This is a genomic window from Zhouia spongiae, from assembly GCF_022760175.1.
In the GTDB taxonomy this organism is placed as follows: Bacteria; Bacteroidota; Bacteroidia; order Flavobacteriales; family Flavobacteriaceae; genus Zhouia; species Zhouia spongiae.
Window position 1 is genome coordinate 2,403,409 of the sequence record NZ_CP094326.1, and the last position, 25,714, is coordinate 2,429,122.

General features: G+C 36.9%; 25 protein-coding genes and 1 other RNA gene. 14 read left to right on the top strand and 12 right to left on the bottom strand.

Annotation, left to right across the window (positions count from 1 at the left end; genetic code table 11):
* Window position 1 precedes the first annotated feature (1 nt).
* Complete coding sequence (locus MQE36_RS10470; RefSeq protein WP_242935921.1) at window positions 2-235, top strand: hypothetical protein; 234 nt, start codon at window positions 2-4, stop codon at window positions 233-235.
* A gap of 9 nt (window positions 236-244) precedes the next feature.
* Here MQE36_RS10470 and MQE36_RS10475 read toward each other — a convergent pair whose 3' ends face one another.
* From MQE36_RS10475 to rlmD, 3 genes are all read right to left on the bottom strand, one after another.
* Window positions 245-982, bottom strand: a complete 738-nt coding sequence (locus tag MQE36_RS10475; RefSeq protein WP_242935922.1) for a DUF6048 family protein — start codon at window positions 980-982, stop codon at window positions 245-247.
* Entirely contained in the window at window positions 963-1,469 is a 507-nt protein-coding gene (locus MQE36_RS10480) for a DUF6452 family protein (RefSeq protein ID WP_242935923.1), read from the bottom strand. Before MQE36_RS10480 ends, MQE36_RS10475 begins: the two co-directional genes overlap by 20 nt.
* Before the next feature lie 91 nt (window positions 1,470-1,560).
* Window positions 1,561-3,000, bottom strand: coding sequence for a 23S rRNA (uracil(1939)-C(5))-methyltransferase RlmD (gene rlmD, locus MQE36_RS10485; protein WP_242935924.1), 1,440 nt, complete (start codon window positions 2,998-3,000; stop codon window positions 1,561-1,563).
* Window positions 3,001-3,095: 95 nt separating this feature from the next.
* Here rlmD and MQE36_RS10490 point away from each other — a divergent pair, with 95 nt between their 5' ends.
* Entirely contained in the window at window positions 3,096-4,049 is a 954-nt protein-coding gene (locus MQE36_RS10490) for a helix-turn-helix transcriptional regulator (RefSeq protein ID WP_242935925.1), read from the top strand.
* A gap of 150 nt (window positions 4,050-4,199) precedes the next feature.
* Complete coding sequence (gene rocD / locus MQE36_RS10495) at window positions 4,200-5,444, top strand: ornithine--oxo-acid transaminase (RefSeq protein ID WP_242938840.1); 1,245 nt, start codon at window positions 4,200-4,202, stop codon at window positions 5,442-5,444.
* A 26-nt stretch (window positions 5,445-5,470) separates the two neighbouring features.
* Here the strand turns inward: rocD and MQE36_RS17080 are convergent, their stop codons facing one another.
* Window positions 5,471-5,890, bottom strand: a complete 420-nt coding sequence (locus MQE36_RS17080) for a DUF2752 domain-containing protein (protein ID WP_423242460.1) — start codon at window positions 5,888-5,890, stop codon at window positions 5,471-5,473.
* On the bottom strand, window positions 5,877-6,152 hold the full coding sequence (locus MQE36_RS10500) for a CD225/dispanin family protein (protein WP_242935926.1): 276 nt from the start codon (window positions 6,150-6,152) through the stop codon (window positions 5,877-5,879). The genes MQE36_RS17080 and MQE36_RS10500 overlap by 14 nt, the downstream gene beginning before the upstream one ends.
* 229 nt (window positions 6,153-6,381) lie before the next feature.
* Between MQE36_RS10500 and MQE36_RS10505 the strand changes: the two genes are divergently transcribed.
* The gene (locus tag MQE36_RS10505; protein WP_242935927.1) at window positions 6,382-6,969 is read left to right on the top strand and encodes a DUF6134 family protein; all 588 of its coding nucleotides are present in this window, start codon (window positions 6,382-6,384) and stop codon (window positions 6,967-6,969) included.
* A gap of 246 nt (window positions 6,970-7,215) precedes the next feature.
* Here the strand turns inward: MQE36_RS10505 and MQE36_RS10510 are convergent, their stop codons facing one another.
* The 4 genes from MQE36_RS10510 to MQE36_RS10525 form a co-directional block, all read right to left on the bottom strand.
* Complete coding sequence (locus tag MQE36_RS10510) at window positions 7,216-8,748, bottom strand: carbon-nitrogen hydrolase family protein (RefSeq protein ID WP_242935928.1); 1,533 nt, start codon at window positions 8,746-8,748, stop codon at window positions 7,216-7,218.
* A 202-nt stretch (window positions 8,749-8,950) separates the two neighbouring features.
* Window positions 8,951-9,562 carry an alpha-ketoglutarate-dependent dioxygenase AlkB family protein gene (locus MQE36_RS10515; protein ID WP_242935929.1) on the bottom strand — a complete coding sequence of 204 codons (612 nt, stop codon included), beginning with the start codon at window positions 9,560-9,562 and terminating at the stop codon, window positions 8,951-8,953.
* Window positions 9,563-9,673: 111 nt separating this feature from the next.
* Entirely contained in the window at window positions 9,674-9,997 is a 324-nt protein-coding gene (locus tag MQE36_RS10520; RefSeq protein WP_242935930.1) for a CCC motif membrane protein, read from the bottom strand.
* Window positions 9,998-10,018: 21 nt separating this feature from the next.
* Window positions 10,019-10,312, bottom strand: a complete 294-nt coding sequence (locus MQE36_RS10525) for a DUF2752 domain-containing protein (RefSeq protein ID WP_242935931.1) — start codon at window positions 10,310-10,312, stop codon at window positions 10,019-10,021.
* 133 nt (window positions 10,313-10,445) lie between these two features.
* Here MQE36_RS10525 and MQE36_RS10530 point away from each other — a divergent pair, with 133 nt between their 5' ends.
* Complete coding sequence (locus MQE36_RS10530) at window positions 10,446-10,985, top strand: Smr/MutS family protein (protein WP_242935932.1); 540 nt, start codon at window positions 10,446-10,448, stop codon at window positions 10,983-10,985.
* Here the strand turns inward: MQE36_RS10530 and MQE36_RS10535 are convergent.
* Window positions 10,982-11,926 carry a hypothetical protein gene (locus MQE36_RS10535; protein ID WP_242935933.1) on the bottom strand — a complete coding sequence of 315 codons (945 nt, stop codon included), beginning with the start codon at window positions 11,924-11,926 and terminating at the stop codon, window positions 10,982-10,984. The two genes, MQE36_RS10530 and MQE36_RS10535, sit on opposite strands and share 4 nt — an antisense overlap.
* Window positions 11,927-12,031: 105 nt before the next feature.
* On the opposite strand from MQE36_RS10535, the gene MQE36_RS10540 reads away from it, so the two are divergent.
* Window positions 12,032-13,180, top strand: coding sequence for a cysteine desulfurase family protein (locus tag MQE36_RS10540; protein WP_242935934.1), 1,149 nt, complete (start codon window positions 12,032-12,034; stop codon window positions 13,178-13,180).
* A 420-nt stretch (window positions 13,181-13,600) separates the two neighbouring features.
* Here the strand turns inward: MQE36_RS10540 and MQE36_RS10545 are convergent, their stop codons facing one another.
* Entirely contained in the window at window positions 13,601-14,236 is a 636-nt protein-coding gene (locus MQE36_RS10545; RefSeq protein ID WP_242935935.1) for a hypothetical protein, read from the bottom strand.
* 91 nt (window positions 14,237-14,327) lie between these two features.
* Entirely contained in the window at window positions 14,328-16,016 is a 1,689-nt protein-coding gene (locus tag MQE36_RS10550) for a M23 family metallopeptidase (protein WP_242935936.1), read from the bottom strand.
* Between the two features lie 166 nt (window positions 16,017-16,182).
* Here MQE36_RS10550 and MQE36_RS10555 point away from each other — a divergent pair, with 166 nt between their 5' ends.
* From MQE36_RS10555 to MQE36_RS10590, 8 genes are all read left to right on the top strand, one after another.
* The gene (locus MQE36_RS10555) at window positions 16,183-16,473 is read left to right on the top strand and encodes a hypothetical protein (protein ID WP_242935937.1); all 291 of its coding nucleotides are present in this window, start codon (window positions 16,183-16,185) and stop codon (window positions 16,471-16,473) included.
* 13 nt (window positions 16,474-16,486) lie between these two features.
* Window positions 16,487-16,780 carry a cell division protein ZapA gene (locus MQE36_RS10560; protein ID WP_242935938.1) on the top strand — a complete coding sequence of 98 codons (294 nt, stop codon included), beginning with the start codon at window positions 16,487-16,489 and terminating at the stop codon, window positions 16,778-16,780.
* 60 nt (window positions 16,781-16,840) lie between these two features.
* A non-coding RNA gene (gene ssrS / locus MQE36_RS10565) (6S RNA) lies at window positions 16,841-16,949 on the top strand.
* A 48-nt stretch (window positions 16,950-16,997) separates the two neighbouring features.
* Window positions 16,998-18,563 carry a ribonuclease Y gene (rny, locus tag MQE36_RS10570; protein WP_242935939.1) on the top strand — a complete coding sequence of 522 codons (1,566 nt, stop codon included), beginning with the start codon at window positions 16,998-17,000 and terminating at the stop codon, window positions 18,561-18,563.
* A 382-nt stretch (window positions 18,564-18,945) separates the two neighbouring features.
* Window positions 18,946-19,527 carry an RNA polymerase sigma-70 factor gene (locus MQE36_RS10575; protein WP_242935940.1) on the top strand — a complete coding sequence of 194 codons (582 nt, stop codon included), beginning with the start codon at window positions 18,946-18,948 and terminating at the stop codon, window positions 19,525-19,527.
* A gap of 66 nt (window positions 19,528-19,593) precedes the next feature.
* Window positions 19,594-20,559: a FecR family protein gene (locus tag MQE36_RS10580; protein WP_242935941.1), complete on the top strand. Its 966-nt coding sequence runs from the start codon at window positions 19,594-19,596 to the stop codon at window positions 20,557-20,559.
* A gap of 171 nt (window positions 20,560-20,730) precedes the next feature.
* Entirely contained in the window at window positions 20,731-24,210 is a 3,480-nt protein-coding gene (locus MQE36_RS10585; RefSeq protein ID WP_242935942.1) for a SusC/RagA family TonB-linked outer membrane protein, read from the top strand.
* 5 nt (window positions 24,211-24,215) lie between these two features.
* Window positions 24,216-25,703 carry a RagB/SusD family nutrient uptake outer membrane protein gene (locus MQE36_RS10590; RefSeq protein WP_242935943.1) on the top strand — a complete coding sequence of 496 codons (1,488 nt, stop codon included), beginning with the start codon at window positions 24,216-24,218 and terminating at the stop codon, window positions 25,701-25,703.
* Window positions 25,704-25,714: the final 11 nt, after the last annotated feature.

A 25,714-nucleotide genomic window follows, 5' to 3' on the forward strand; every position in this document is an offset into this window, starting at 1 on the left:
TATGAAACTAAAGAATAAAGCACTCGTATATAATTTTACCGGATTCTTGATTTTTTTCCTGATTATACGATTTTCACTTCATGCTTTAACGGAATTAAATTACATAATCATAGCATTGGTTTCCGGGTTCGGAGCTATGTTCCTGGCACCTAAATTTGCCGTGGTAAAAAGCGGAACCGAAGAAAAAATAATGATGAAATGGATATTTTTAAAAGGCGTTAAAGAAATAAAATAGACAATTCCTTTATTTCTTGTCTTCCTGATCTTTTTTCTTTTTAGCTTTTTTAAAAATTGGGATAAAATAAGTTAGGGTGTAGTTATAGCCAATACCAAAGTTACTGTCATCTGTTACTTTATTATATCCCGGGATATATAAGTTCGGAAAATGACTGGCTTCTGTATGATTTACCAGGTAGTTTAGCCGGACGCTTGCCCCTAAGTATATATTTTTAATTATTTCTGCTTTAATCCCCAATACAAACTCAACCCACTGAGCCGTAAGGCCATCGTATTTTCCAATAAGTTTATCTCCTGAAGTGTTTCCTTCGTTCCAGTACTGGTCAGAATTATAAATTCGATATTCCAGTAACTCCTGGCTGAAAGAACCTACTCCCACGCGTAAGCCGGCATGAATAAGATTCTGCATTCCGTACCAGTTTTCATAGGTGTTGTAATCGATACCTCCTTTGATGTAGGAACCTTTGGTATTGAACTTGTATAAATCTTCTTCGGAATATTTTTCTTCAGAGCCAATTTCTGCTGCAATATAAAATTTCCTGGAAATTCTGATGTCACCTGCCAATTCCAGCCCTTTATAGTTTTCGTCAAGCATGGCACGTATCGGTTTGCTCAAATCCACACCAACGCGAATCCCATATTTATCTTTATGAACTATTGAGTCTTTTTGGAGTGTTTGAGATTCCTGGGAGAATGCCAAAACACAACACAATAAAAAAGAAAGACTAATGAAATATTTGTACATGTGCTTGATTTTGGTTTTCTACATCTGTTAAAATGATATTTAATTGAGATATCCAATTATCCGAATCACTATCCAGGGTAAACCCTAAATTGTTGTAATAAGAAACATATCCACAACCTCTGGAAATAAAAACTTCTTCAGTTCCGTAGTTAAAGGTCAGGATGTCTGTATTTCCTGTTTCTGCTCCTGAATCATCAATCCCGGAATCAGTAATAAAAGTAAATGAAGTATTATTCTCAAATGATTTTAGAGGAATAGCTACAGAATCTGTAGAGCTCAATGGCCATGCATTGGTTTCTTGCCCAACTCCAATAATTCTTAGGTTATTTACTAGTTTGGTTTCCTGCGGATTGTCTTTATCATAGAAACGGATAATCAATTTAGGGGTTATAGCTGAATCCGGCGGACATATATCATCTTTTTCACAACCGGATACTCCAAAAAAGAGCATAAGTATGGCAAAGACTGGAATGAAAGTTTTTTTCATTTAAAAGGTTTTAGATTTGATGCCTTTTTTCCAAAAGTACAACTTTTTTAATATGATCTCTTCATACAAAATACAGGCGTCCCTAATTAGATTATCCTTTCAGGTTCTGCCTTTTTTCAAGCAATACAACATTTTCGACATGATGTGTTTGTGGAAACATATCTACAGCCTGAACCCTGGTAACCTTATACATTTCATCCATAAGAGCCAGATCTCTGGCCTGCGTAGCACTGTTACAACTTACATAGACCACCTTTTCAGGAGCTATATTTAATATTTGCTGTACAACATCTTTGTGCATACCATCCCTTGGGGGATCAGTTATGATTACATCCGGGGTACCGTGCGAATCAATGAAATCGCTGTTAAAAACGGTTTTCATATCTCCCACAAAAAAGTCAACGTTTTCTATGCCGTTTAATTGTGCATTTGCTTTGGCATCTTCGATAGCTTCTGGTACTGCCTCAACACCAATTACTTTTTTAGCTTCTCTGGCAACAAATTGAGCAATGGTTCCGGTTCCTGTATACAGGTCATAAACAAGCTCATTCCCTGAAAGGTCGGCGAAATCTCTTGCTACTTTATAAAGTTCATAAGCCTGATCAGAATTGGTTTGATAAAATGATTTGGCATTGATTTTAAATTTCAAACCTTCCATTTCTTCAAAAATATGATCTCGTCCGTGGTAGCAAACCACTTCCTGATCGTAAATGGTGTCGTTTGCTTTTTGATTAACAACGTATTGAAGAGAAGTAATTGCAGGAAATTCGTTTATCAGGAAGTCCAAAAGCATTTCTCTTTGCTCTTTATCGTCTTCATAAAACTGAATTACAATCATAATTTCACCTGTAGAGACAATGCGTAGCATTAACGATCTTAATAAGCCGGAATGTTCTCTAGGGTTAAAAAAAGTGAATCCGTTTTTGTTGGCAAAATGTTTTACCGCGAGTCTGATAGCATTAGAAGGGGCTGCTTGCAGATGACATTTTTTTATATCTAAAATTTTGTCCCATGCCCCGGGTATATGGAACCCTAATGCGTTGCGGCTATCAATGTCTTCACCACTTTCAATTTCCTTTCTGGTTAACCAACGTGCATTGCTAAAAGCAAATTCCATTTTATTTCTGTAAAAATATTGTTTTTCAGAACCCAGTATCGGAGTAACTTCAGGCAATTCAATATGCCCCAAACGCCTTAGATTGTTTTCAACTTCTTTTTGTTTGAAATATAATTGGGATTCATACCCCATGTGTTGCCATTTACATCCTCCGCATACACCAAAGTGTTCACATACAGGTTCGACCCTTCTATCAGAAAAAGAATGGAATTTAATAGCTTCTCCTTCCAAAAAACCACGACGTTTCTTAAAAATATTTACATCAACTACATCACCAGGCACAGCATTTTTAAAATAAATAACGCGACAAATAACGCGACCTTCTTCAGTGCGAGCAACGGCTTTACCTTTAGCCCCGGCATCAATAACCTCTATGTGCTCAAAAACAACGTTTTTGTTTTTCTTTTTACCCATGCCGCAAAAATAGCAAAGTTTCTATGAAATTTTGAATTACTTCATATAGCTTTTCGTCCATAGAAAGCTGTATTAATTTATATCTTTGGTAGTTTATGAACAGATTTGACAGAATTACGGCTATTCTTATCCAGCTTCAATCAAAAAAAGTGGTTAAGGCTCAAGACCTCTCAGATAGATTTGAGGTAAGTTTACGAACTATATACAGGGATATACGAACTCTGGAAGAAGCCGGGGTACCGCTTTACGGCGAGGCAGGTATCGGCTATTCGCTTGTAGACGGTTATCGTTTGCCTCCGGTGATGTTTACTAAAGAAGAAGCCACGGCTTTTGTAGCTGCAGAAAAATTGATGGAGAAATTTTCTGACGAGACCATAAAGAACCATTTTCAATCTTCGATGTTTAAGGTAAAAGCAGTATTGAGAGGTAGTGAAAAGGATCTCGTTCAAAATTTGGAAAACCACATTTTGGTCAAGCGGCAAAACGAGCAAAAATTATTAGTTAATAATGCATTAGAATTATTGTTTAAGGCAATTACGGAAGCCAGATCACTGAAAGTTTCTTATGCAGGATTTGGCAAAAATAAATTTATTGAACGGTTTATAGAGCCGGTAGGTGTATATTATGAACATACCCATTGGTACACGATAGCCTATTGCCAGTTAAGAAAGGATTACAGAAACTTTAGGATAGACAGGATAAAGGAGATAGAAATAACCAGCCAGCCACGTACTTCAAAACAGATTACCCTAAAGGAATATCAAGAGCTTTACTCGCAGCAGACGAAGCATAAGAATATTCAGAAAGTGGTTATCAATGTAGAAAAAAAGGCAGTACCTTATATCCGGGAGCATAGATGTTTTTACGGGTTTACCGAAGAAAAGGATCATGGAAATTTCGTGCAAATGACATTCCTTACCCCCTGGGTAAAAGAAGGTTTTTCAAGATGGTATCTGATGTTTGCCGATCATGCTGAGATTTTAGAGCCTGAATCATTAAAGAAAGAAGTTAAGGGAACCATAAACAAAATTTTAGAAAAGTTAGGATAGTTATTGTTTAACACGCTAAAGGTAACTTAAAATTGAATTAAAGGATATGGTGTTTCGGATTAGATTTACTAATTTGCACCCACTACAAAGGATGATTTCTCTCCGGAAGAAGGAATTGCTAAAGTATCACATTAAAAAATGAATCAAGTAATGGCAGTAATGGAAAAATTAACCTCTCAAGATGCAATTGCTTTAGAAAATCAGTACGGAGCTCATAATTATCACCCATTACCGGTTGTATTAAGCCGGGGAGAAGGTGTTTTTATGTGGGATGTCGAAGGAAAAAAATATTACGACTTTTTATCTGCATATTCTGCGGTAAACCAAGGGCATTGTAACCCGAGGATTGTCGGAGCGATGGTGAAACAGGCTCAAAAATTAACCCTTACTTCAAGAGCTTTTCATAATGACGTGTTGGGAAAATTTGAAAAATATGCTTCTGAATACTTCGGATTTGATAAGTTGTTACCGATGAATACAGGGGCAGAAGGTGTAGAGACCGCAATTAAGATTTGTAGAAAATGGGCTTACGAAAAGAAAGGAATTCCCGAACATGAAGCGAAAATTGTCGTATGTGAAAATAATTTTCACGGAAGAACGACCACAATTATATCTTTTTCTAACGATGAGGATGCCCGCAAAAACTTTGGACCATACACTCCTGGATTTGTTAAAATACCATATAATGATATTGAAGCGTTAAAAGCCGCATTGGAAAATGAAGATAATATAGCCGGATTCCTGGTAGAACCTATTCAGGGCGAAGCCGGTGTTAATGTTCCTTCAGAAGGATACTTGACCAGGGCCAAGGAGTTATGTTCAGAAAATGAAGTGTTATTCATAGCCGACGAGATCCAGACAGGGATAGCCCGTACAGGAAAATTATTGGCAGTAGACCATGAGAATGTGAAACCGGACATGCTCATACTCGGAAAAGCTTTAAGTGGTGGCGTGTATCCTGTAAGTGCAGTCTTGGCCAATGACGAGATAATGGACGTTATTAAGCCTGGTCAGCATGGAAGTACCTTTGGGGGTAATCCTGTGGCAGCAGCCGTAGCCATGGAGGCACTTGAGGTCGTTAAAGATGAAAAGTTAGCTGAAAAAGCAGAAAGTTTAGGGAAGCTTTTCAGAGAAGAATTGAACAAGTATATAGCAGACAGCAATATTGTAAAACTTGTTAGAGGAAAGGGGCTTTTAAATGCGATTATTATTAATGATACACCTGAGAGTTCTACAGCCTGGGATATCTGTGTGGCTCTAAAAGAGAATGGATTGCTGGCAAAACCTACCCATGGTAATATCATTAGGTTCGCTCCCCCCTTGGTAATGACTAAAGAAGAACTTCTGGATTGCGTAAATATTATTACAACAACATTGAAGTCTTTTGAAAAATAAGAAATAACCGCTGAAAGGCGGTTTTTTTATGGGGCTAAATAACAAAACGGGACTGTAGGGATGTTACGGAGTATCCAGAAGGATAAAACAAGAACAAGAACGATCAGAGATAATTTAGAATATTCAAGAATATTGTTTTCGGGTTCCCTGTTATAAAGTTTCTTAAACAAATAAACGTAACATTTGTAGAGGATTAGGAACACCACAACCGGAACCAGCAGATTGTGTTTAATCCCATCTATGATATTGCCGTTTAAATAATCGTGTATGGCTCTTTGGGTACCGCAACCCGGACAGTGTAATCCTGTTAGGGCATGAAACGGACATTCAGGGAAAATATCGATTTGTGAAGTGCCCGGATCTATAAAAAAATATAGGGATAATCCACTTAAGCAGATGATCCCTATAATGCAATATATAAATATTTTAAACCTAGTAGTTGCCATTTGATAGTGCAGCAAAGAATGCAAATCCGAATATAGCAATGTATATTATTAAGAAAAGAACGGCTGCCGCAATAGCTACAATAGCCCAGGTTTTAGCATTTTTTGAAGCTTTTTCTGCACGTTCGTATTCTCCCATTGCATACGCTGAATCTACTTTTGAAGCATAAACAATACTTACAATACCTGCTGGAAGACAGCATAATACGGTACTGATAATAGCAAGAACTAAATAATTTTTTGGTTTTTCAGGTTTATTTTCCATAAAGATAGGTTTGTGTTTGTAAATACTGACGCAATATTAAGAATATTATTCCTAATTAAACAGAAGAATGAGCTTTAAAAGTTGGTGTTGCGGAGAATAAAAACCGATAAGTCAAAATACTGCTTATCAGTTAAAAATCAGCCTGATTTTGAGACAGGTAAATCTTTTCTTTTAAAAATTTCTGTTAGAGCAGAAAAAGCAGTAACTTTTAAACTATAAATAAAAACTTATGAGATTTCTGATACTCTTGCTGATTTTTGTTTCTTCTAATGCTTTTTATGAAGAAAAGGCTTCTTTTGAAGTGGTTCATAGAGGAAAATCTATAGGGGTACTGGAAGCAGTCAAGGAAGTTGTATATAAAAAAACGGTATATAGGAATCAAACGAATATAGATACCAGGGTTATTACAAAAATAGAGGTCAATTACGGGTATAATGTAACTTTTGACCGATTGGGACTGGTTGAAGCCTCTGCCCGTATAAAGTTTAACGGTAAACAGCGAACCAATGCCTTTACCGAGCGAAAGGGAGAAGGCTATACTTTTGTAAGGGATAATGAAAAACCAGAGGAGTTAAACCAGGATATAAAGTACAGTACTGTAAAGCTAATATTTGAAGAACCTAAAAATATTTCAAATGTATATGCCGAAGAACATGGTGAATTCCATACCATAAAGCAAATAGCCTCGAATACATACAGGAAGACGAGCCCTGATGGTAAAGAAAATACATATTACTACAAAAATGGAATTTTAGAAAAAGCCGAAATTGATGGAGGTGTCATAAAATTTCAGATACAGAGGGTAGACAACGAATAATCCGGACATGTTTTTAGTACCCTCACTGCATGAGATATAAAATGCTTTGCCCCGATAATTTAGGGAAGCATCGAAATTTGTTTTTAGGGTTTTCTGATCAACCTGTGTGTTTCCGGCCAGAACACCCCTTTATGGGTTGCACTTATCTCAATATCAGTGATTTACGCAACTGGAGCGTTTCTGTAAAATGACAAGAATCCGGTTTCGGAACAGCCCGTTGGCAAGGATCAGCATTTTGTTAGGGATTTATTTCATTATTTTTCTCAATTCGAACAGATCGGTTCTGCGGTCTTTTAAATTGCGGACACTACCGAATTGATTGAGCTCTCTTAACAGGTCAATATCTACATCGGCTATTAAAATCATTTCTGTATTCGGAGTAGCTTCAGCCTTGATACCATTGGTTGGAAAAGCAAAATCACAAGGTGTAAAAACCATTGATTGTGCAAACTGGATGTCCATATTATGTACATTGGGGAGGTTGCCCACACTTCCGGTTATGGCTACGTAGCATTCATTTTCAATGGCCCGGGCCTGAGCGCAGTGTCTTACCCTTGAAAAACCGTTTTGAGTATCTGTCAAAAAAGGTATAAAAAGAATATCCATACCATCGTCGGCCAGAATTCTGCTTAATTCGGGGAATTCTGAATCATAACAAATCAAAATTCCGATTTTGCCACAGTCCGTATCAAATGTTCTTAATTCAGAACCGCCCTGCATCCCCCACACTTTTGCTTCATCGGGGGTGACATGTAATTTTTCATACCTTTCAATAGTTCCGTCCCGTTTACACAAATACCCTACATTGTATAATCTTTCATTGTTTATTTCAGGCATGCTCCCCGAAATGATATTGATATTATATGTTATGGAGAGTTCCGAAAATTTCTGGATGATGATCTGGGTGTGTTTAGCCAGTTCGCGGATAGCGTCAGGTTCCGACAAATGATTATTCTCTGCCATTAACGGTGCGTTAAAGAATTCGGGAAACATAGCAAAATCAGACCTGTATCCTGAAACGGCATCAATAAAATATTCTGCCTGCTGCATCAGTTCGTCGAGGTTTTTATATGGGCGCATTTGCCATTGTATTAATCCTAACCTGACAACTTTTTTATTGGTTGTGGCTTTTTTAGACGGCTTTTCATAATAAATATTATCCCATTCCAATAGGACGGCAAATTCACTGGAGGCTTCATCGCCTTCCAGGTAATCTTTTAAAACCTTGGTAGGATGGAAGTCATTAGATATTTGAAAGTTCAGTACCGGATCGTTGATCTCTTTCCTCTTAACCTTTTCGATATACTCCTTGGGGGTCAATTCTTTTTGATATTTGTGATAGTTAGGGATTCTTCCTCCGAAAACGATCCCTTTTAAGTTCAGTTTTTCACAAAGTTCTTTTCGATAATCGTAAAGCCTTCTCCCTAAACGCATCCCTCTGAATTCGGACTTGATAAAGACATCGATCCCATAGAGGATATCACCATCTGCCGTATGTGTGTCGAATGTGTAATTGTGCGTAATCTCTTTATACGTATGATTGTCTTCCAGCTGATTGGAATCAATAATGATCGATAAGGCGCACCCGGCCAGTTGTCCGTTAATCTTTATAACTACCTGACCTTCCGGAAATTTGTTTATCAGCGATTGGATGTGATGCTCTTTCCAGTACGAATCGGGCATGGTTTTATATGCTTCGATCATAGCTTCTTTAAGCTCCTGATAATCAGAAAGGCTTAAATACTTCAATTCTACATTTTCAATTTCCTGCATTTTCATATTTGGTACGATCTAAAATGAGAGTAACTAAAATAAGCAAATTTTAATATCTTTTAAGTAAGCGGATATTATTATATAAAGCAAAAACCAACAATAATGGTATAGCCGGCTTTCATTGAGCTGCTCTTCATATCTTTATTAGTAAATGTTCCCGGTGAGTAAAATATACCTGCCGATATCTATAATATATAACCGGAATGATTTATTGTGTGTCAATTGTTCTGAATGTGAGGTTTATTCTTGGACGTAGTTCCTTTTTGGTAGGGGGTAACCTGTGGAGCCAGTTTTTTTGGGTGACATCTTTCATAACCAGTATGCTGCCATGTTCGAGAAGAAGAGAAACCTTTTCCCCGGAATTTTTATGCTTGAATGAAAATCTTCTTTCTGCACCAAAACTTAAGGAAGCAATTGCGGCATTTTCTTTTAAGTCTCTTTCGTTATCGCTATGCCATGCCATCCCTTCATTGCCGTCGTGATAGAGATTTGCCAGGCAGGAATTGTAACGTACCCCGGTTATTAGTTCAGTAAGATTTTTCAATTCCAGTAAGACATCATTCCATGGTAAAGCCAGTTTAGTGTTTTTGGAATATGTATATTCGTATGCTTTATCGCCGTACCATGCTACTTTTCTTTTAGTTTCTATACGTTTGCCAAATATGATGGCGATATCCTTTTCCCAACGGACATTGTTCATCAGCCTGGAGTAATATTCATTGGCTTTTTCTAAATGAATACAGACACCATAATAGTTCACGGTTCCATCATAGGGTAAGATATTTTCTTCAGGATTTCTGAATGCAGAAAATAAATCCATGCTTAAATTATATCAGGATATGCAAATGTTACAAAAGATAAGAAACAGGTTGTCTCCTACATTTGCACGCAACAAACATAGGAGACAACCTGTTGTTATGGTAAAAGTTTATTATTGTAATTGCTCTAATTGCTCCATATATCTTTCCATCCACTCTTCATATATTCCCGTCGATTTCGCATAAATATATACGGCAATAAGGATAAGACTTAAAACAATTCCGATGATCGACAAGATCTTTCCGGTTTTCAATTGTCCGTGATTAGAGTAGTTTTCAGGGTTTTTACGATATAATTTTTCATCTTTATTAGCTAGGAACAAGCTGATTCCCCCAAGAACCAGGCCTGCAAAACCATTGGTACAGCAACAGCCAATAAATGATAAGATACCCAAAACTAGAACGATGGTTGCATTAGGTAATTTTGTTTGTTCCATAAAGATAAGTTTAAAAGGTTATTAGATAAATTTTAAGATATAGTTTGTAATTATAATTACAGCATTTATAATTGCCAAAGGAATAATTAATTTAGAAAAGTCTTTCTTTTTTGTAACGATATCTATTCCGATCAGCAAAAACATTATAATAAGCGTATAAATAGCCGGGTACATCTTGAATGCACCAACCAGATCTCCGTCCCAAATAAGAGCCACAGACCTTTGAATCCCGCATCCGGGACATTCAATGCCAAAAAGTTTCTTGTTTAAACAAGGTAGCATTAGTTGTTCTGAGACCAACAAAAAAGCTTTCATCTGCAATGATAAAGGTGTTTAATCAGGCTAAAGGTACTATTTTAATAAGAAAATAAGACAAAGCAGTTTATTAAATATGATGATATGATTAAATTTGTTTCGTTAATTTTTTGAGGAACTTAATTTTTATTTCATGAAGTTTGATGTCGGCGATAAGGTAGAGGTTATTGATGATGCTATAAAGGGAACTGTACTTTTTGTACAGGGGAATAAAGTAACAATAGAAACAGAGGAAGGTTTCGAAATGAACGTCGATACAGATGAACTGATAAAAATAGCACCGGATACTTATACAGTTTCAAATATAGAGGCTTACAGGGCGATCAGTGAAAAAGAGTTACCCAAAAAAAGAAAACCAAAAACTGTTAAAAGAGAAAAACAGCAACCCCCTATGGAAGTCGACCTGCATATTCATCAGTTAATATCTTCAACCAAGGGGTTGACGAACCACGATATGCTCACTTTGCAGGTTGAAACTGCTAAACGCCAATTAAACTATGCAATCGGTAAAAGGATACAGCGGGTTGTCTTTATCCACGGAGTAGGTGAAGGGGTGTTACGTACCGAATTAGAATATGTATTCGGGCGTTATGATAATATTACTTTTTATGACGCCGATTACCAAAAATACGGATTAGGAGCCACTGAAGTTTATATCCGTCAGAATGCTTAATTGCCAGTTGTATCAGTGGGATTTTCTTCTGTAGCGTCCGACTCTTCTATAAGTTCCCACGTTCCTCCGAAGGTTCCATAGAGGTAATTGTCCACATCAAATTTAATTTCCTGATTCTGATTTTCCAGCTTGAAACCATTTACTAGGTTTATCTGGTTGGTATACCTGCGTCTCCAGTTATGTGTTATGCGCTTTGTAGGTTGAATTTCTTCTGTTGAGGTAGTTGTCAGGTATCTCGCTACTTCCACACCTTCAATAATTACAACATCATTACCGGGATTACCGTCGTCGTTAAGGTCTTCATTTTTGGTTAGAACACCATCGCCATCATCATCGGGGTCTAAATAGTCAGGAATTCCATCGCCATCAGTATCTCTATAGTTGTCCCCATCCATTACCGCTTCAATTTTGGTAGGTACATTATCGCCATCATCATCGATATCTTTATAATCGGGAATCCCATCGCCATCTGTGTCGGTTGACAGTTCAGGGTTCGAGGCATCAAACCCTTCATCTTCAGCACTTATACCGTCTTCATCGTCTTCTTCAAGAGTGTTTTTTATTTGGATGGTTCCTGAAGGGGCTGTCCATTCGTCAACTACTGTAGGTTCTGTAGGAGGAATGTCATTACAAAAATAGCTCGATCCGGTAACACTGGAATTAAAGACGCGATATACAACCCTGTTCGTGCTGTTGTTGATGTCGAATTCCTGTACTTTTTCAGTATTGCTTAAGATATCTTCATTGGAACTGATCTCAACAATCAAAGCTTCTTTACTGCTGTTTGCCAGTTGGTAAAATACATAATTATTACAAAGTTGGACAGTAGCATCTTCAAAATTCATGTCTTCAGTAATAAAATCACCATCGCTACAGGCTGCTAAATACAGGCCTGAAATGAGTAAAAAGATCAACTTTGTTTTCGAAGAACTATAGGTCATAGTAAAAATGTTCAATATTTTCATCTTCAGCAAAAGTAACATTTTAAGGAATATTTATAACGTAATTGGTTGCTAATAATTTTGTAATAATTAATTTTGGCGACCATGGAAAAGGTATATTTAGATAGTGCAGCAACAACTCAGGTTAGGAATGAGGTGATTGCTAAAATACAAGATTGTCTCGTAAATTGTTACGGGAATCCATCTTCGACGCATAGTTTTGGAAGATCGGCTAAAACCCGTATCGAGAAAGCCAGAAAGACTATTGCAAAACAATTGAACGCTAAACCATCGGAAATTATTTTCACCTCAGGGGGAACAGAAGCCGATAATATGATTCTTCGATGTGCAGTTCGGGATTTGGGGGTAAAGACATTGATTACTTCTAAAATTGAACATCATGCTGTATTGCATACAGCAGAAGAGCTGGCAGAGGAGTATAGCTTGAATTTGCAGTTTGTCGAACTGGATGAAGAAGGGACACCAAGGTTAGAACACCTGGAAGCTTTGTTAAAAGCCGATGACTCCAAGAAACTGGTTAGTCTGATGCATGTGAACAATGAGATCGGTAATATGATCGATATCGATGCATTTGCCCAGTTATGTAAAGAACACGAGGCTTTGTTTCATTCGGATACAGTACAGTCTGTAGGTCATTGGGAGTGGGACGTACAAAAAACCCCGGTTGATTTTCTAACAGCTGCCGCCCATAAGTTTCATGGGCCTAAAGGTGTCGGGTTTGCATATATAAGACAAGATTCCGGATTGAGACCTCTGATTTTTGGAGGAGGACAAGAGCGCGGATCACGTGCAGGAACTGAGTCTTTGCATAATATTGTAGGGCTTGAGGAAGCGTTTATACTGGCATACGAACATCTTGATAAAGAGCGTCGGTATGTATCGGAACTGAAATATTATTTTATAGAAAGATTAAAACAATTGTTTCCTGATGTTAAGTTCAATGGTGCTTCAGCACTTGAAAACAAAAGTACATACACATTAGTGAATGTTTGTTTGCCTTTTTCAGTTGAAAAGGCACAACTATTGCTATTTCAGTTAGATATCAAGGGGATTGCCTGTTCTAAGGGAAGTGCTTGTCAAAGTGGGAGCAGTGCCGGGTCGCATGTACTTACCGAAGTTCTTTGTGAAGAAGATTTACAAAAGCCGTCACTGCGTTTTTCTTTCTCTATGTACAACACGAAAGAGGAATTAGATTATGTAGTGGATGTTCTTAAAGAATATGCCCTGAGTTAAATTTTTAAAAATACTAAATGAGATAGAGCGAGGAGTTTTCCTCGCTTTTTTATTTCCTCAACATTCAGGGTGTCATGGTCAAGCGATTCCGGATGTGGATATAGCACTCCTGATATGAGAATGTCTGGATTTGGCGAGGTGTTCATAACAAATATCTTATTAAAGACGTACGGGGGTATTTATTTTAGAGATGACCGGGATTAATATTTCCGAAACAGCGGTACAACTATAGGTTATGATCCGTTTTTATATGGTAATCAATTGCCTGTAAAGACTTTCTGTAAAAAAAAATGCTTGGATAGGAATCGGAGCAAGGGGAAACACTACTAATGCAAGCTATGCACTAATAAAAATAATTTAAAAATTGATGCTGAAAGGATATATCAGTTCAAAGGCATAAAAAGTACTTTGAAATACCTTTTAGTTTTTATCGTACGGGAACTTTCGGGCTGCTTTTTTCATCATGCTTTCGATAATGGCAATCGTATTTTTCCCGGATTTCCGGGTAATGGTGTTTTCATATTTCCATATGAGTTTCCCCGTAGTTCCGTCACTGATCTTGATTGCTATTTTCCCATAATCCGATTTGCCGGTGATAAAAGACATGAAGTCGTACGTGGTTGAAACGCCTTCAGAGATTAAAGCATTGATTCTGAGATTTCCATTGATGATCCCGTCAACCCCCAGTATCTCGGCAAGTTCCTTTGTCGTATAGATATCAATATTTTTGTAGGTGATACCGTTTTTTTCTAATATGGCATTGGTGTTTTTTATATTTTGAAATTCGACACTTAATTTTTTCTTCTTTTTACGTTTCAGAAAGTAAGTTTCCAGGGCATTTTGTACTGCATATGCTTCTTTTTCCCGCAGACCGGCTGTTTCTTCAGCAGATAAATCGTCAAAATCAGCAATATCTAGAAGCGTATCGAAGGGCAGTATCGCCAAAACCTTGTGATTTTCACTTAAATCGTTAAAAGTAGCACTCTGATAAATAGTTTTCTGGCTGAAAGAGGATACTGAAAATGTGAAGACAAGTAAGTATATGAATCTTTTCAAGGTTTCTGCTTTTTAAACTGCTGTATTACAGGCAGCGAATCTACTACATCTTTTTATTTTATCTTGTTAATTCGCTATTAAATTTAGCTCATTATTCTTTTCTGAAAAAAGGAGTCTCCAGGACTGTTGTGTTCCCTGCATTGTCTGTTACTTCAACTTTGAGCAGGTGTTGGGATCCTTCCAGCTTACGATCACTGAAATCATAAGTAAGCAGGTTTTTTTTATACTCGTATTCCGTTAATATCCATTTTCCGTCAATAGTAGCTTTATAACTTTTGATGCCGCTCAGGTCGTCATGAATTTTAATCTTGAGAAAACGGAAATTGGAAAGCCATTGTCCTTCTTTAAAATTATTAGGTACTATAACCGGTGCGATAGTATCTCTTAAAACAGTAAAATTTCCCAGGTTTCTTGTTTTTGTACTCAATACATTTCCTTTTCTATAGGTGGTTTGATAATTAGGATTTCCCTTTTTATTGAGATTTACAATAATCAAATCACTTTTGTCAGCATCCGGATGGTTGCTGATGTCAAAGCTCAACGTGTAATTTTTTCTAACAGGAACCTGATTGTTGTGAATCTGAACGATGCCGTTTTCTTCTTTTAAATCAAGAAAAAAATTATGATAGAAAGTGTTTTGAGGAAAGAAAATCTTTGCGGTGCCTGTCTCGTATATGTTATCTCTGCCGGAAATTAAATAATGATCCGTCTGATCGTTCCCTGCTTTATCCGTTATTTCCTGGTTTTTACCTTCAACGGGAATCTTTATAATACTGGTATTGTTTTTAAAATCCTTTACTGATATTTCTATCGTATAATTCATTCCTTCTTCAATGTTAAGGATACCGTCATTTATACTTTTATTGAAAATACTGAGTTTTGTATAAGGTTTTAAGAAACATTGTTGTACCCTTTGGCTATGAGTTGCATATCTGGCATAGTCTATAAAAGTATTTATATAGCGTGTTTCACTAAAAGAGAAAGTCTCAAAGTCATAACCAAAGTAAGAATTTCCGTTTACTTTTACCTCGACGGCAAAAACGCCATTTTGATTATATGTTTTGTCTTGTCTGTCATACGCATTAAAGCCAAAACCGATTTTGCCCAAGGCAGTTACCTTATCGGCCAAAAAGCTGCCGTCTGCTTGTTCTTTGTAGTTTAATTGAACAGTTTTGTTAGACTGGTTGATATGGCTTTTGGTATCCAGGTTATAGCCAAACAGACCGAGTATGGTAGGAGGCTGATGGTCTTCGACTTCTATTCCGAAATACATGGGATTTATTGGTTTTTGTGAAGCGTCCCTTATTTCGAAATGTAAATGTGGTCCGCCACTACTGCCTGAATTTCCGCTTAATCCTATAAGATCCCCTTTTTCTAATTTTAACTCAGAAGGTCTCGGAAATGTTTCAACTTCATAAGACTGTCGGTGATATTGCAGCTTTTTGATATAAGTTTCTATTTCGGGAGAAAACTTTTGCAAATGAGCGTATACCGAAGTATACCCGTTCGGGTGTTGGACGTAAATGGCTTTTCCGTATCCGTAATGCTGGATTTTTATTCTTGAAACATAACCTTCTGCTGTAGCGTGAACGGTTACCCCTTCACGGCCTTGTGTCTTAATGTCCATTCCGGAATGAAAATGGTTGGAACGGAGTTCTCCGAAGGTGCCGGACAAAAGTAAAGGAATGTCTAGGGGAGACCTGAAATACGTTGAAGGGTATTTGTCCTGAGCCGTAACGATTTGAGTCAGCAAAATGAAAATGAAAAGTTTAAAACGCATAAAATTTGTAATTAGGCAGCTAAAATAAATAAACGGTGTTAATTCGAAAAGACGAACGAGTTAAAACCTCATTTAGTTTACAATAGTTAATAAAAATTCCAATTCCTATTGCGAAGTATCAGCAGGTATGTTAACTTTGTAAAGTTGCGTATTGAAATTTGTGTGCATGAGTGAGCTTATCGAAATAGTTGATTCTCTTGAAAATAAGGTCAGTAAACTACTTCATAAAATGGAATTTTTGAAGCAGGAAAACCGATTGTTAAAAGACGAATTAGCTTTGGTAGAACAATCAAAGAACTCCTTAGAGGAAACGATTAAGGTCTGGGAGGAAAAATACGACTCACTTAAATTAGCAAGTTCAATGCTTGGCAGTAATGAACATAAAACAGAAACGAAACATAAGATAAATACTCTAATTCGGGAAATAGACCATTGTATAGCCCAGCTTTCCGAATAACGTTCAAAGTATAATGAATGAAAAACTTAAAATTAAGTTGACTATAGCAGACAGGGTTTATCCGCTTACTATTGATGTAGATCAGGAAGAAGGATTAAGAAAGGCTGCAAAACATATAGAAAGCCTGATTAAAAAGTTTGAAAAGAATTATGCTGTAAGAGATAAGCAAGATGTATTAGCGATGTGCGCATTGCAGTTTGCATCACAGTTAGAGCAACAGAGTATTGATGAAGATAATGATAATGTTGAAGCTATAGAACGCTTAAAATCGCTAAATCAGGTATTACTTCAGCATTTCAATTCATAAGAATGTTCTTTTAAATAAAAGTATTGTTACTGCCTACATTGGAGATTAATTTTTTGACAAACTCAACACTATACAATTAAAAGAGGTGAGTTTCTGTTGTAAAAGCATGCCGTCTTTGTCACGGATCCTTGATCAGCAGGTTAGCCTTAAACCTGTTATACGGGAGTTTGTACCAAAACATTCTGATGTAGGCTTTTTTTTTAAAACTAAAATAAAGATGGATAGCACGTTAACACTCGCAATTATAGGCGTAGTAGCACTAGTATTAGGATTCGCAGTAGCTAAGATGATGGAAAAAAGTAATGCTTCAAAAACCTTAAGCAATGCAAGAAGTGAAGCAAAAGCAATAATTAAGGAAGCTACGACAGAGGGAGAGAGTATAAAAAAGGATAAAATACTACAGGCCAAAGAAAAGTTCCTGGAACTGAAGTCAGAACACGAGAAGGTAATTATTACCAAGGATAAGAAAATAGCAGAAGCTGAAAAAAGAATCAGAGACAAGGAGTCGCAGGTTTCCAATGAAATCGCCAAGAATAAGAAGTTGACTGATGAATTACAACAAAAGTCGAATGATTATGATTACAGGATAAACCTTCTTGACAAAAGACAGGCGGAAGTTGAAAAATTGCATAAAAGTCAGGTAGAACAACTGGAAGTGATCTCAGGTTTATCTGCTGAGGATGCCAAGGCACAGCTTATGGAATCTCTTAAGACCGATGCCAAGAGTGATGCAATGACTTTTATCCAGAATACCATGGAAGAAGCTAAGCTCACTGCCCAGCAAGAGGCAAAGAAGATCATTGTAAATACGATACAGCGTGTCGGAACCGAAGAGGCCATTGAAAATTGTGTATCCGTATTCAACCTGGAGTCTGATGACGTTAAAGGTAGGATTATAGGACGTGAGGGAAGAAATATCAGGGCTTTAGAATCGGCTACCGGTGTAGAAATTATAGTTGACGATACCCCTGAGGCTATTATTCTTTCATGTTTTGATTCAGTAAGACGCGAGATTGCAAGATTGTCATTACACAGACTGGTAACTGACGGACGTATTCACCCTGCAAGAATCGAAGAGGTAGTTAATAAAGTAACGAAGCAGATAGAAGAAGAGATAATAGAAGTAGGGAAGCGTACTGTTATAGATCTTGGAATTCATGGTTTGCATCCTGAACTGATTAAGGCCGTTGGTAGAATGAGATATCGTTCATCATATGGACAAAATTTATTACAGCATTCCAGAGAAGTAGCTAAATTATGTGGTGTGATGGCGGCTGAACTGGGACTGAATCCAAAATTAGCCAAGAGAGCCGGCTTGCTACATGATATTGGTAAAGTGCCGGAAAATGAAACAGAAGTACCTCACGCTATTTTAGGAATGGAATGGGCCGAAAAATACGGTGAAAAACCGGATGTTTGTAACGCCATAGGCGCACACCATGATGAAATAGAAATGAAATCATTAATAGCACCGATCGTTCAGGTCTGTGATGCTATAAGCGGAGCCAGACCGGGTGCCAGACGTCAGATCCTGGATTCATATATCCAGCGATTGAAAGAACTGGAGGATACAGCATTTACGTTTAACGGAGTTAAAAAGGCCTACGCAATTCAGGCGGGTAGGGAATTGCGTGTAATTGTTGAAAGTGAAAAAGTGTCAGATGACAGAGCATCTCAGTTGTCGTTCGAAATTTCACAAAAAATCCAGACGGATATGACTTATCCGGGACAGGTAAAGGTTACTGTTATTAGAGAAACCAGGGCTGTTAATATAGCGAAGTAGTAAGTAGCTACAGCATAGATAAAAACACCGGAAATAATAAAAAAGCATCGATATTATCGATGCTTTTTTATTGGCACCGCCAAAGGGTATAATACCCCGAGGCTTGCCTCGAAATTAAAATTTGTTTCCGACCAATGCCTCGTGTGCTTGCACCGAGGTAGTTTACTGCCTGATTTTTTCAGTAAACTACTCCGGAGCTCCTGATAGCTATACGGGATAAATCCCGATTATCAGGCAGGAACCACTATAAAGGGAAAAGCAAAGAAATTGGTTGTAGAGAGCCCGTTCAGTAGGTTTTTTTAAAAAATTACGTTAAATAATTGTTAAGAAGCAAGTATTTGGTATATTCGCATAAGCTGTTGTTAGTGCTAATAAGTTTAATGTGAGAAAGAATTTTTTAGACATCAATAACCAATGTTTTATTAATCTGCTCAGGGAAGGTGATGATGAAGCTCATGAGTTGTTGTATCGTTTGTATTATGATAAACTTCTTTTGGTAGCCAATTCGTACCTTAACAACAAAGAAGATGCGGAGGAGATAATTCATGATGTTTTTGTGAAATTATGGAGAAAAAAAAATGAGCTCACCATTAAATCTTCTGTAAATTCTTATCTCTATTCGATGACTAAAAACTTTTGTCTGGATCATTTGAGAAAAAACAAAAGGAGGCTTTCTGCTACAGATAATATAATACAGTCTGAAGCATATATAAACTTCAAAGCCCTTTCGGATGATATTTCTACAAAAATTATAGAAGAAGAGTTAGAGCACCATATTCAGCAGGCAATAGCATCTCTTCCGGAAAAATGCCGTGAGGTATTTACAAAAAGCAAGGTCTATGGATTAAGGCATAAGGAAATATCTGAAGAATTGGATATATCCATTAAGACTGTCGAAAACCATATGACCAAGGCACTAAAGCATATGCGTCTGTATTTAAGAGAGTATTTACCGTTTCTTTAAAAAAATAAATAAGTAAGTAGGGGGTAATTTTTTTTTATACGTCTTAATAATAAAAGGCGTATAACAATGCATCGACTTATAGAGAAATATATTAAAGGAACTGTTTCTGACGAAGAACGCAAGAGCGTAATTAAATGGCTTCGTGAACATCCGGAAAACCAACGCGTATATAATAGGTTAAAGGCTGCTCATGTATCTTCCCGTATTAAGGATAGTAAAGATATTTCTGATACTGACAGTTATAGTCTGATTGTCAGGAAAAAAATCAAAAATCAGGAAAAAAAGAAAAGATATAGCTATGGGGCCATTGGGGTTATAGCTCTTCTTATTCCGGTTCTGATCTTATTTTATCAATATGGCAACGATCATTTCACAAACAGTTCGTTTGCTTTAATTACAGAGCGAACAAGTATTGGTGAGCAAAAGGAGATAGTGTTGCCTGATGGAACTCAGGTAGTCTTGAATTCTGGAAGTATATTGAAATATCCCAGTCATTTTAGAGGTGTAAACAGGGAAGTGGTACTAAGAGGAGAAGCTCTTTTTGATGTTACCCATAATGAGGAGAAGCCTTTTATTGTTAAGGCAAATGAAATCGATATTAGAGTTTTAGGCACTTCATTTAATGTTAAGTCCTATAAAGAAGATGATAATATAGAAACGACATTAATAACAGGGAAAGTAGAGATTTTAGAAGACAATAAAAGACCTGTGCTATTAAGGCCTTCTCAAAAAGCAACATTTAATAAGAAATCTACAGAATTGGTCGTCGATGCAGTTAAATCAGAAGAAATTGTTGCATGGCAAAAAGGAGTGTTGATTTTTAATGAAACTCCAATGAGGCAGATCGTTTTGGATATGGAAAGGAAATATGATGTGAAATTTAATATAGAGTCTAAAGAGTTATTGCACTATAAATACACAGGAACTTTTAATGATCTGACAATAGAAGAGGTAATGAGAATCCTCAAATTTTCCTCTCCGATTAACTATAAAATAAAAGGAAAACAAATATCATTATATATGGAGAAATAACTTAGTAAGCTAACTTAAAAATCATTAAACTATTAAACAAAAAAGAGCGTGCTCCACACACGCTCCGCTTTTAACGATTATCTAAAAAAGTTAAAAACCATTAAACTATGTAAAATTATGAAAAAAAACCGTTCTATTGGATTTATATCCAAAATCCCAATCATTAGGATTATGAAAATTTATACCGTCCTTCTGTGTTTGACTATGGTGAAAATTTTTGCATTGGATGCTAATGCTCAAAGTATTTCATTAAATGTGCAAAATGAAGAGTTAAGAAATGTTATAACGGAAATTGAAAGTAAAAGTAATTTCAGCTTTTTTTATAATAATAATTTGATAGATGTATCAAAAAAAATATCGATTAAAGCGAGCAATGAAAACATCAAAAATGTTCTAAAAGTGATATTTTCAGGTACTGAAATTGACTTTAGAGTAGTAAAGAAGCATATTGTTCTGTTTCCAAAAAATGAGAAGTCTGCCTATCTGAAACTAAAGGCCTTTTTAAATGAAGAACAAAGAAGTAAAACAACTATTATCGAAACTCCTTCAGCTCGGGAAATAGAAGAAGCAGTAGCTTCTGTAATCCAGGATAATGTTACCGGAACTGTGATTGATGAAGTAGGAATGCCTTTGCCGGGGGTGTCTGTATTAATAAAAGGAACTACGATAGGTACACAAACAGATTTTGACGGGAACTATTCTATTAAAGCGCAAACAGGAGAAACCCTGGTCTTCTCATATGTTGGCCAAAAAACTGAAGAAAGAGTGGTGGGAACATCAAAAATTATCGATATACAGATGGTAATTGATGCACAAGATCTTGATGAAGTAATTGTTGTGGCATACGGAACAGCCAAAAAGGGCGATTATACCGGAGCTGCTACACAAATTAATGCAGAGACAATAGAGAATCGATCCATATCAAATATATCTTCTGTCATTGAAGGAGCTTCAGCCGGTGTAACAGTCAACTCAGGAAGCGGGCAACCTGGTTCGGGTCAGAGTATAAGGATAAGAGGGTTTGGTTCGGTGAGCGCATCCAGTGCTCCTTTATATGTTGTTGATGGAGCACCATTTTACGGATCTGTTAATTCTATAAATCCTAATGATATTGAGAGCGTGACAATTTTGAAAGATGCAGCTTCGACATCATTATATGGGAATAAAGCGGCAAATGGTGTTGTAATGATAACCACTAAAAGAGGAAAAAATAAAAAAGGGCAGTTATCTCTTAATGTATCTTCCAGTATTATTTCAAGATCAATACCGGAGTATGATAGGCTAGGACCGGATACATATTATGAGTTGATGTGGGAATCGATGAGAAACGGCAGGGCCATACCAGGTGTTGATGATGTGGCCGATGTTAATGATGCTAATGTATATGCTTCCGATAATATTATTGGAGAATTAGGAAATAACCCATATAATGTTGCTGATGATAATATTGTAGGCCAGGACGGGAAGATTAATCCAAATGCCAGACTGCTTTATCCTGATGATCTTGATTGGACCGATGCAATTATGAGACTAGGGTTTCGCCAGAACTATAACTTAAGTTACCGGGGAGGCATGGAAAAGGTAGACTATTATGTGTCTATGGGGTATTTGGATGAAGATGGATATATAAATAAATCTGATTATAACAGATTTACCGGTAGAGCGAATGTTAACTTTCAGGCAACAAGATGGTTAAAATCAGGGCTTAATATAGCTGCTTCAACGTCTAAAGGAAATCAGGCTCAGGCTACCAGTGCACAGTCCAGCTCTTTTGTAAATCCGATTAGGTTTACGAGAAATATGGGACCTATTTATAATATATATCAGCACGACCCTGTAACCGGCGAATATCTATTAGATGAAAATGGCAACAGAATGTATTATCTAAATGATAACAGGCCAAGTGGAGCTAGTGGCGGAAGGCATATAGTGGCTGAAATTGATTATAATACAGATTTAGATGAAATTACTTCCTTGAATGCCAAGACCTTTTTTGATATAACCTTTACAGAAGGGTTAGTGTTAACAGTGAATGCTAATATCGATCAACGCCAGTGGTATACTACCGAATTTGAAAATAAATTGGTTGGTGACGGAGCACCTGGGGGTAGAGCATCAAGAACATATAACAGAAGAACTACGGTTGGTTTCAACCAATTATTGAATTATTCCAAATCTTTTGGTAATCATAATATAAAGCTATTGGCTGCTCATGAATCAGTTGAATTGAAGGTGAACGATTTTGAAGGAACCAAAACCGAAATCATCGCTGACGGAAATGACGAGCTGGTAAATTTTGTAACAATAACAGATCTTGATTCAGAAACAGACCTTCTAAGAGACGAAAGTTATTTCGGAAGAGCGAATTATGATTACGACGGAAAGTATTTCCTGAGCGCTTCATATAGAACAGATGGAACTTCCAAGTTTTCAAAAAATAAGAGATGGGGCGAGTTTTGGTCGCTTGGTGGTGCCTGGCGATTAGATAAGGAAGCGTTTTTAGATATGGATTGGATAAACTTGCTGAAAGTTCGCGCTTCATATGGAGAAGTTGGTAATAACGTAGGAATAGGATTTTATGCATATCAGGGATTGTATGAATTAGGATATAATAATCAGTCTGAGTCAGGGTATTATCAGGATTCTTTGGAGGCTCCGAATTTGTTTTGGGAAACAAGTGCTAGCTATGATATTGCTTTAGAATTTGGTTTGTTTGACAGGTTGAATGGAAGTATAGAGTACTATGACAGGGAATCTGATAATCTTTTATTTGATGTGCCTTTACCATTGTCAAGCGGTACAGAAGATATTCCAATGAATATAGGGACAATGTTTAATAAAGGAATAGAGATCAGCCTGGATTATGATATAGTTAGAAATGAGAATTTTAGTTGGAACCTTGGTGTAGTGGCAGCAACAATTAATAATGAGTTTACCAAATTGCCACAGGAAGAAATTATTGATGGTTCTAAAAAATTAATGGTTGGACATTCTATTTATGATTATTGGTTAAAGCAATGGTACGGGGTGGATCCGGCAGATGGATCAGCATTATATGTGCCAACCCAGGAAGCCCTGGATAATGATTCTGATATTAGAGAGGTAGACGGCATTTTTTTAACGACTAATCAGGCAAATGCCGAGTATCATTATGCCGGAACTGCAATTCCGGACCTTACCGGAGCTTTTACAAATTCATTTAGATATAAGGATTTTGGATTTAATTTTATGTTTACCTACCAATTAGGTGGAGAAATATTAGATTATAATTATCGTTCACTGATGAGTTCCGGCGATTACGGAAATGCTTTGCATAGAGATATTTTGAGACGTTGGCAGGCACCAGGAGATATTACGGACGTTCCCAGAATGGATGCTTCCCAGACTACAAATTTTGATGCGACATCAGATAGGTGGCTAGTTGATGCGGATTACTTGAATTTAAAACAAGTTAACTTTTCATATAATTTACCTATGGAAGTTAGTGAAAAATTAGGCATTTCTAGTGCTCAGTTATTTTTGAATGCAGAAAACCTTTTTGCTATAAACAAAAGAAAAGGAATGGATATTCAGCAAAATTTTAACGGGACAACATCAAATGTTTATACACCGTCGAGAATCATCACTATGGGTATTAACGTTAAATTCTAAAGAAAATGAAAAAGTATATAATTATATTGATAGGGGTTTTGTTTCTCAATTCGATATTAACATCATGTGAAAAAGATTATTTAGAAACATACCCTACAGATAGTGTTTCCTCAGGTACAGTATTGGCTACTACGGGGAATGCGATGACAGCTTTAAATGGAATTCACAGAGCCTTGTATATTAGATATGGAAGTCAGGGCCGTGGAGGTTTGGGAGCATTTTATATTCATATTGACGAAGCGGGTGAAGACCATGTATTTAACAGAAGTAACTGGACCTCAAGTTACAGATGGTTACCCAATGCAGATCCGACCAATGCCTACAACAGAGAAAATTGGTATATGTTTTATCAGTGGATATCAAATGCTAATGTATTAATTAATGGTGTTGAGAATGCTGATGGTCCTAACGACGAAAAAGATGTAATCAAAGGACAGGCATTGCTTTACAGGGCTTTTTCTCACTATCAGCTTGTTCAGCTTTACGGGGCCAGATATGAGCCTGGCACATCTAATAGTCAACTGGGAATTCCAATAAAACTTGATAATGCTACGGATCCCATAGCTCGTTCAACTGTAGAAGAGGTCTACATGCAAATCAATAGTGATATTGATGAGGCAATGGTGTTATTGGAAGGGAAGTCCCGCGAAAATAAATCGCATTTAGACGTAAGCGTTGCAAAAGGATTAAAAGCACGAGTGGCATTAACTCAGGGTAATTGGAGTATTGCCGTTAATTATGCCAAACAAGCAAGAGCAGGATATGAATTAATGGATCAAGAAACATACAGGCAAGGATTCCAAATCTTTTCCCAGGCGAACCCTGAATTTATGTGGGCCAGTCATATTGTAGAAGATCAAACGGACCAATTTGGTAATTATGGGGCTTATATTTCAAGAAATTTTAGCTCTTCTGCCATTAGAGGTAACCCTCGATCAATCAGTAATCTTCTATATGACGAAATATCTGATACAGATATACGAAAAACATTGTGGGATCCTACAGGAGAACATGATAATTTACCCGATGGAGTCTCTTTGTTAGATTCTCATAGTAGATTTCCTTATACCAATCAGAAGTTTATTGCAGTGAGCAATGGCGACAGTAGGGTAGATGTACCGCATATGCGCGCTGCCGAAATGTATTTAATAGAAGCTGAGGCTCTTGCCAGGTCCGGAAATGATGCTAATGCTGCGCAGGTTTTGTATGAGTTGGTTATTTCAAGAGATTCTGATTATGTGCTTTCTGCTAATACAGGAATGAGCCTTATTGATGAAATAATGGTCCAAAGGCGAGTAGAGTTGTGGGGCGAAGGCTTTAGATGGTATGATTTGAAGCGTTTAAACCAACCGTTAGACAGAACCGGATCAAATCAGAATTCTACCTATGCCGGTGGTGTAATGGAGGTTTCTGTTGATGATAACAGATGGGTATGGCCAATTCCGCAAGACGAGATTGATGCCAATCCGTTGATTGTACAGAATCCAATATAATGATTGTGTAT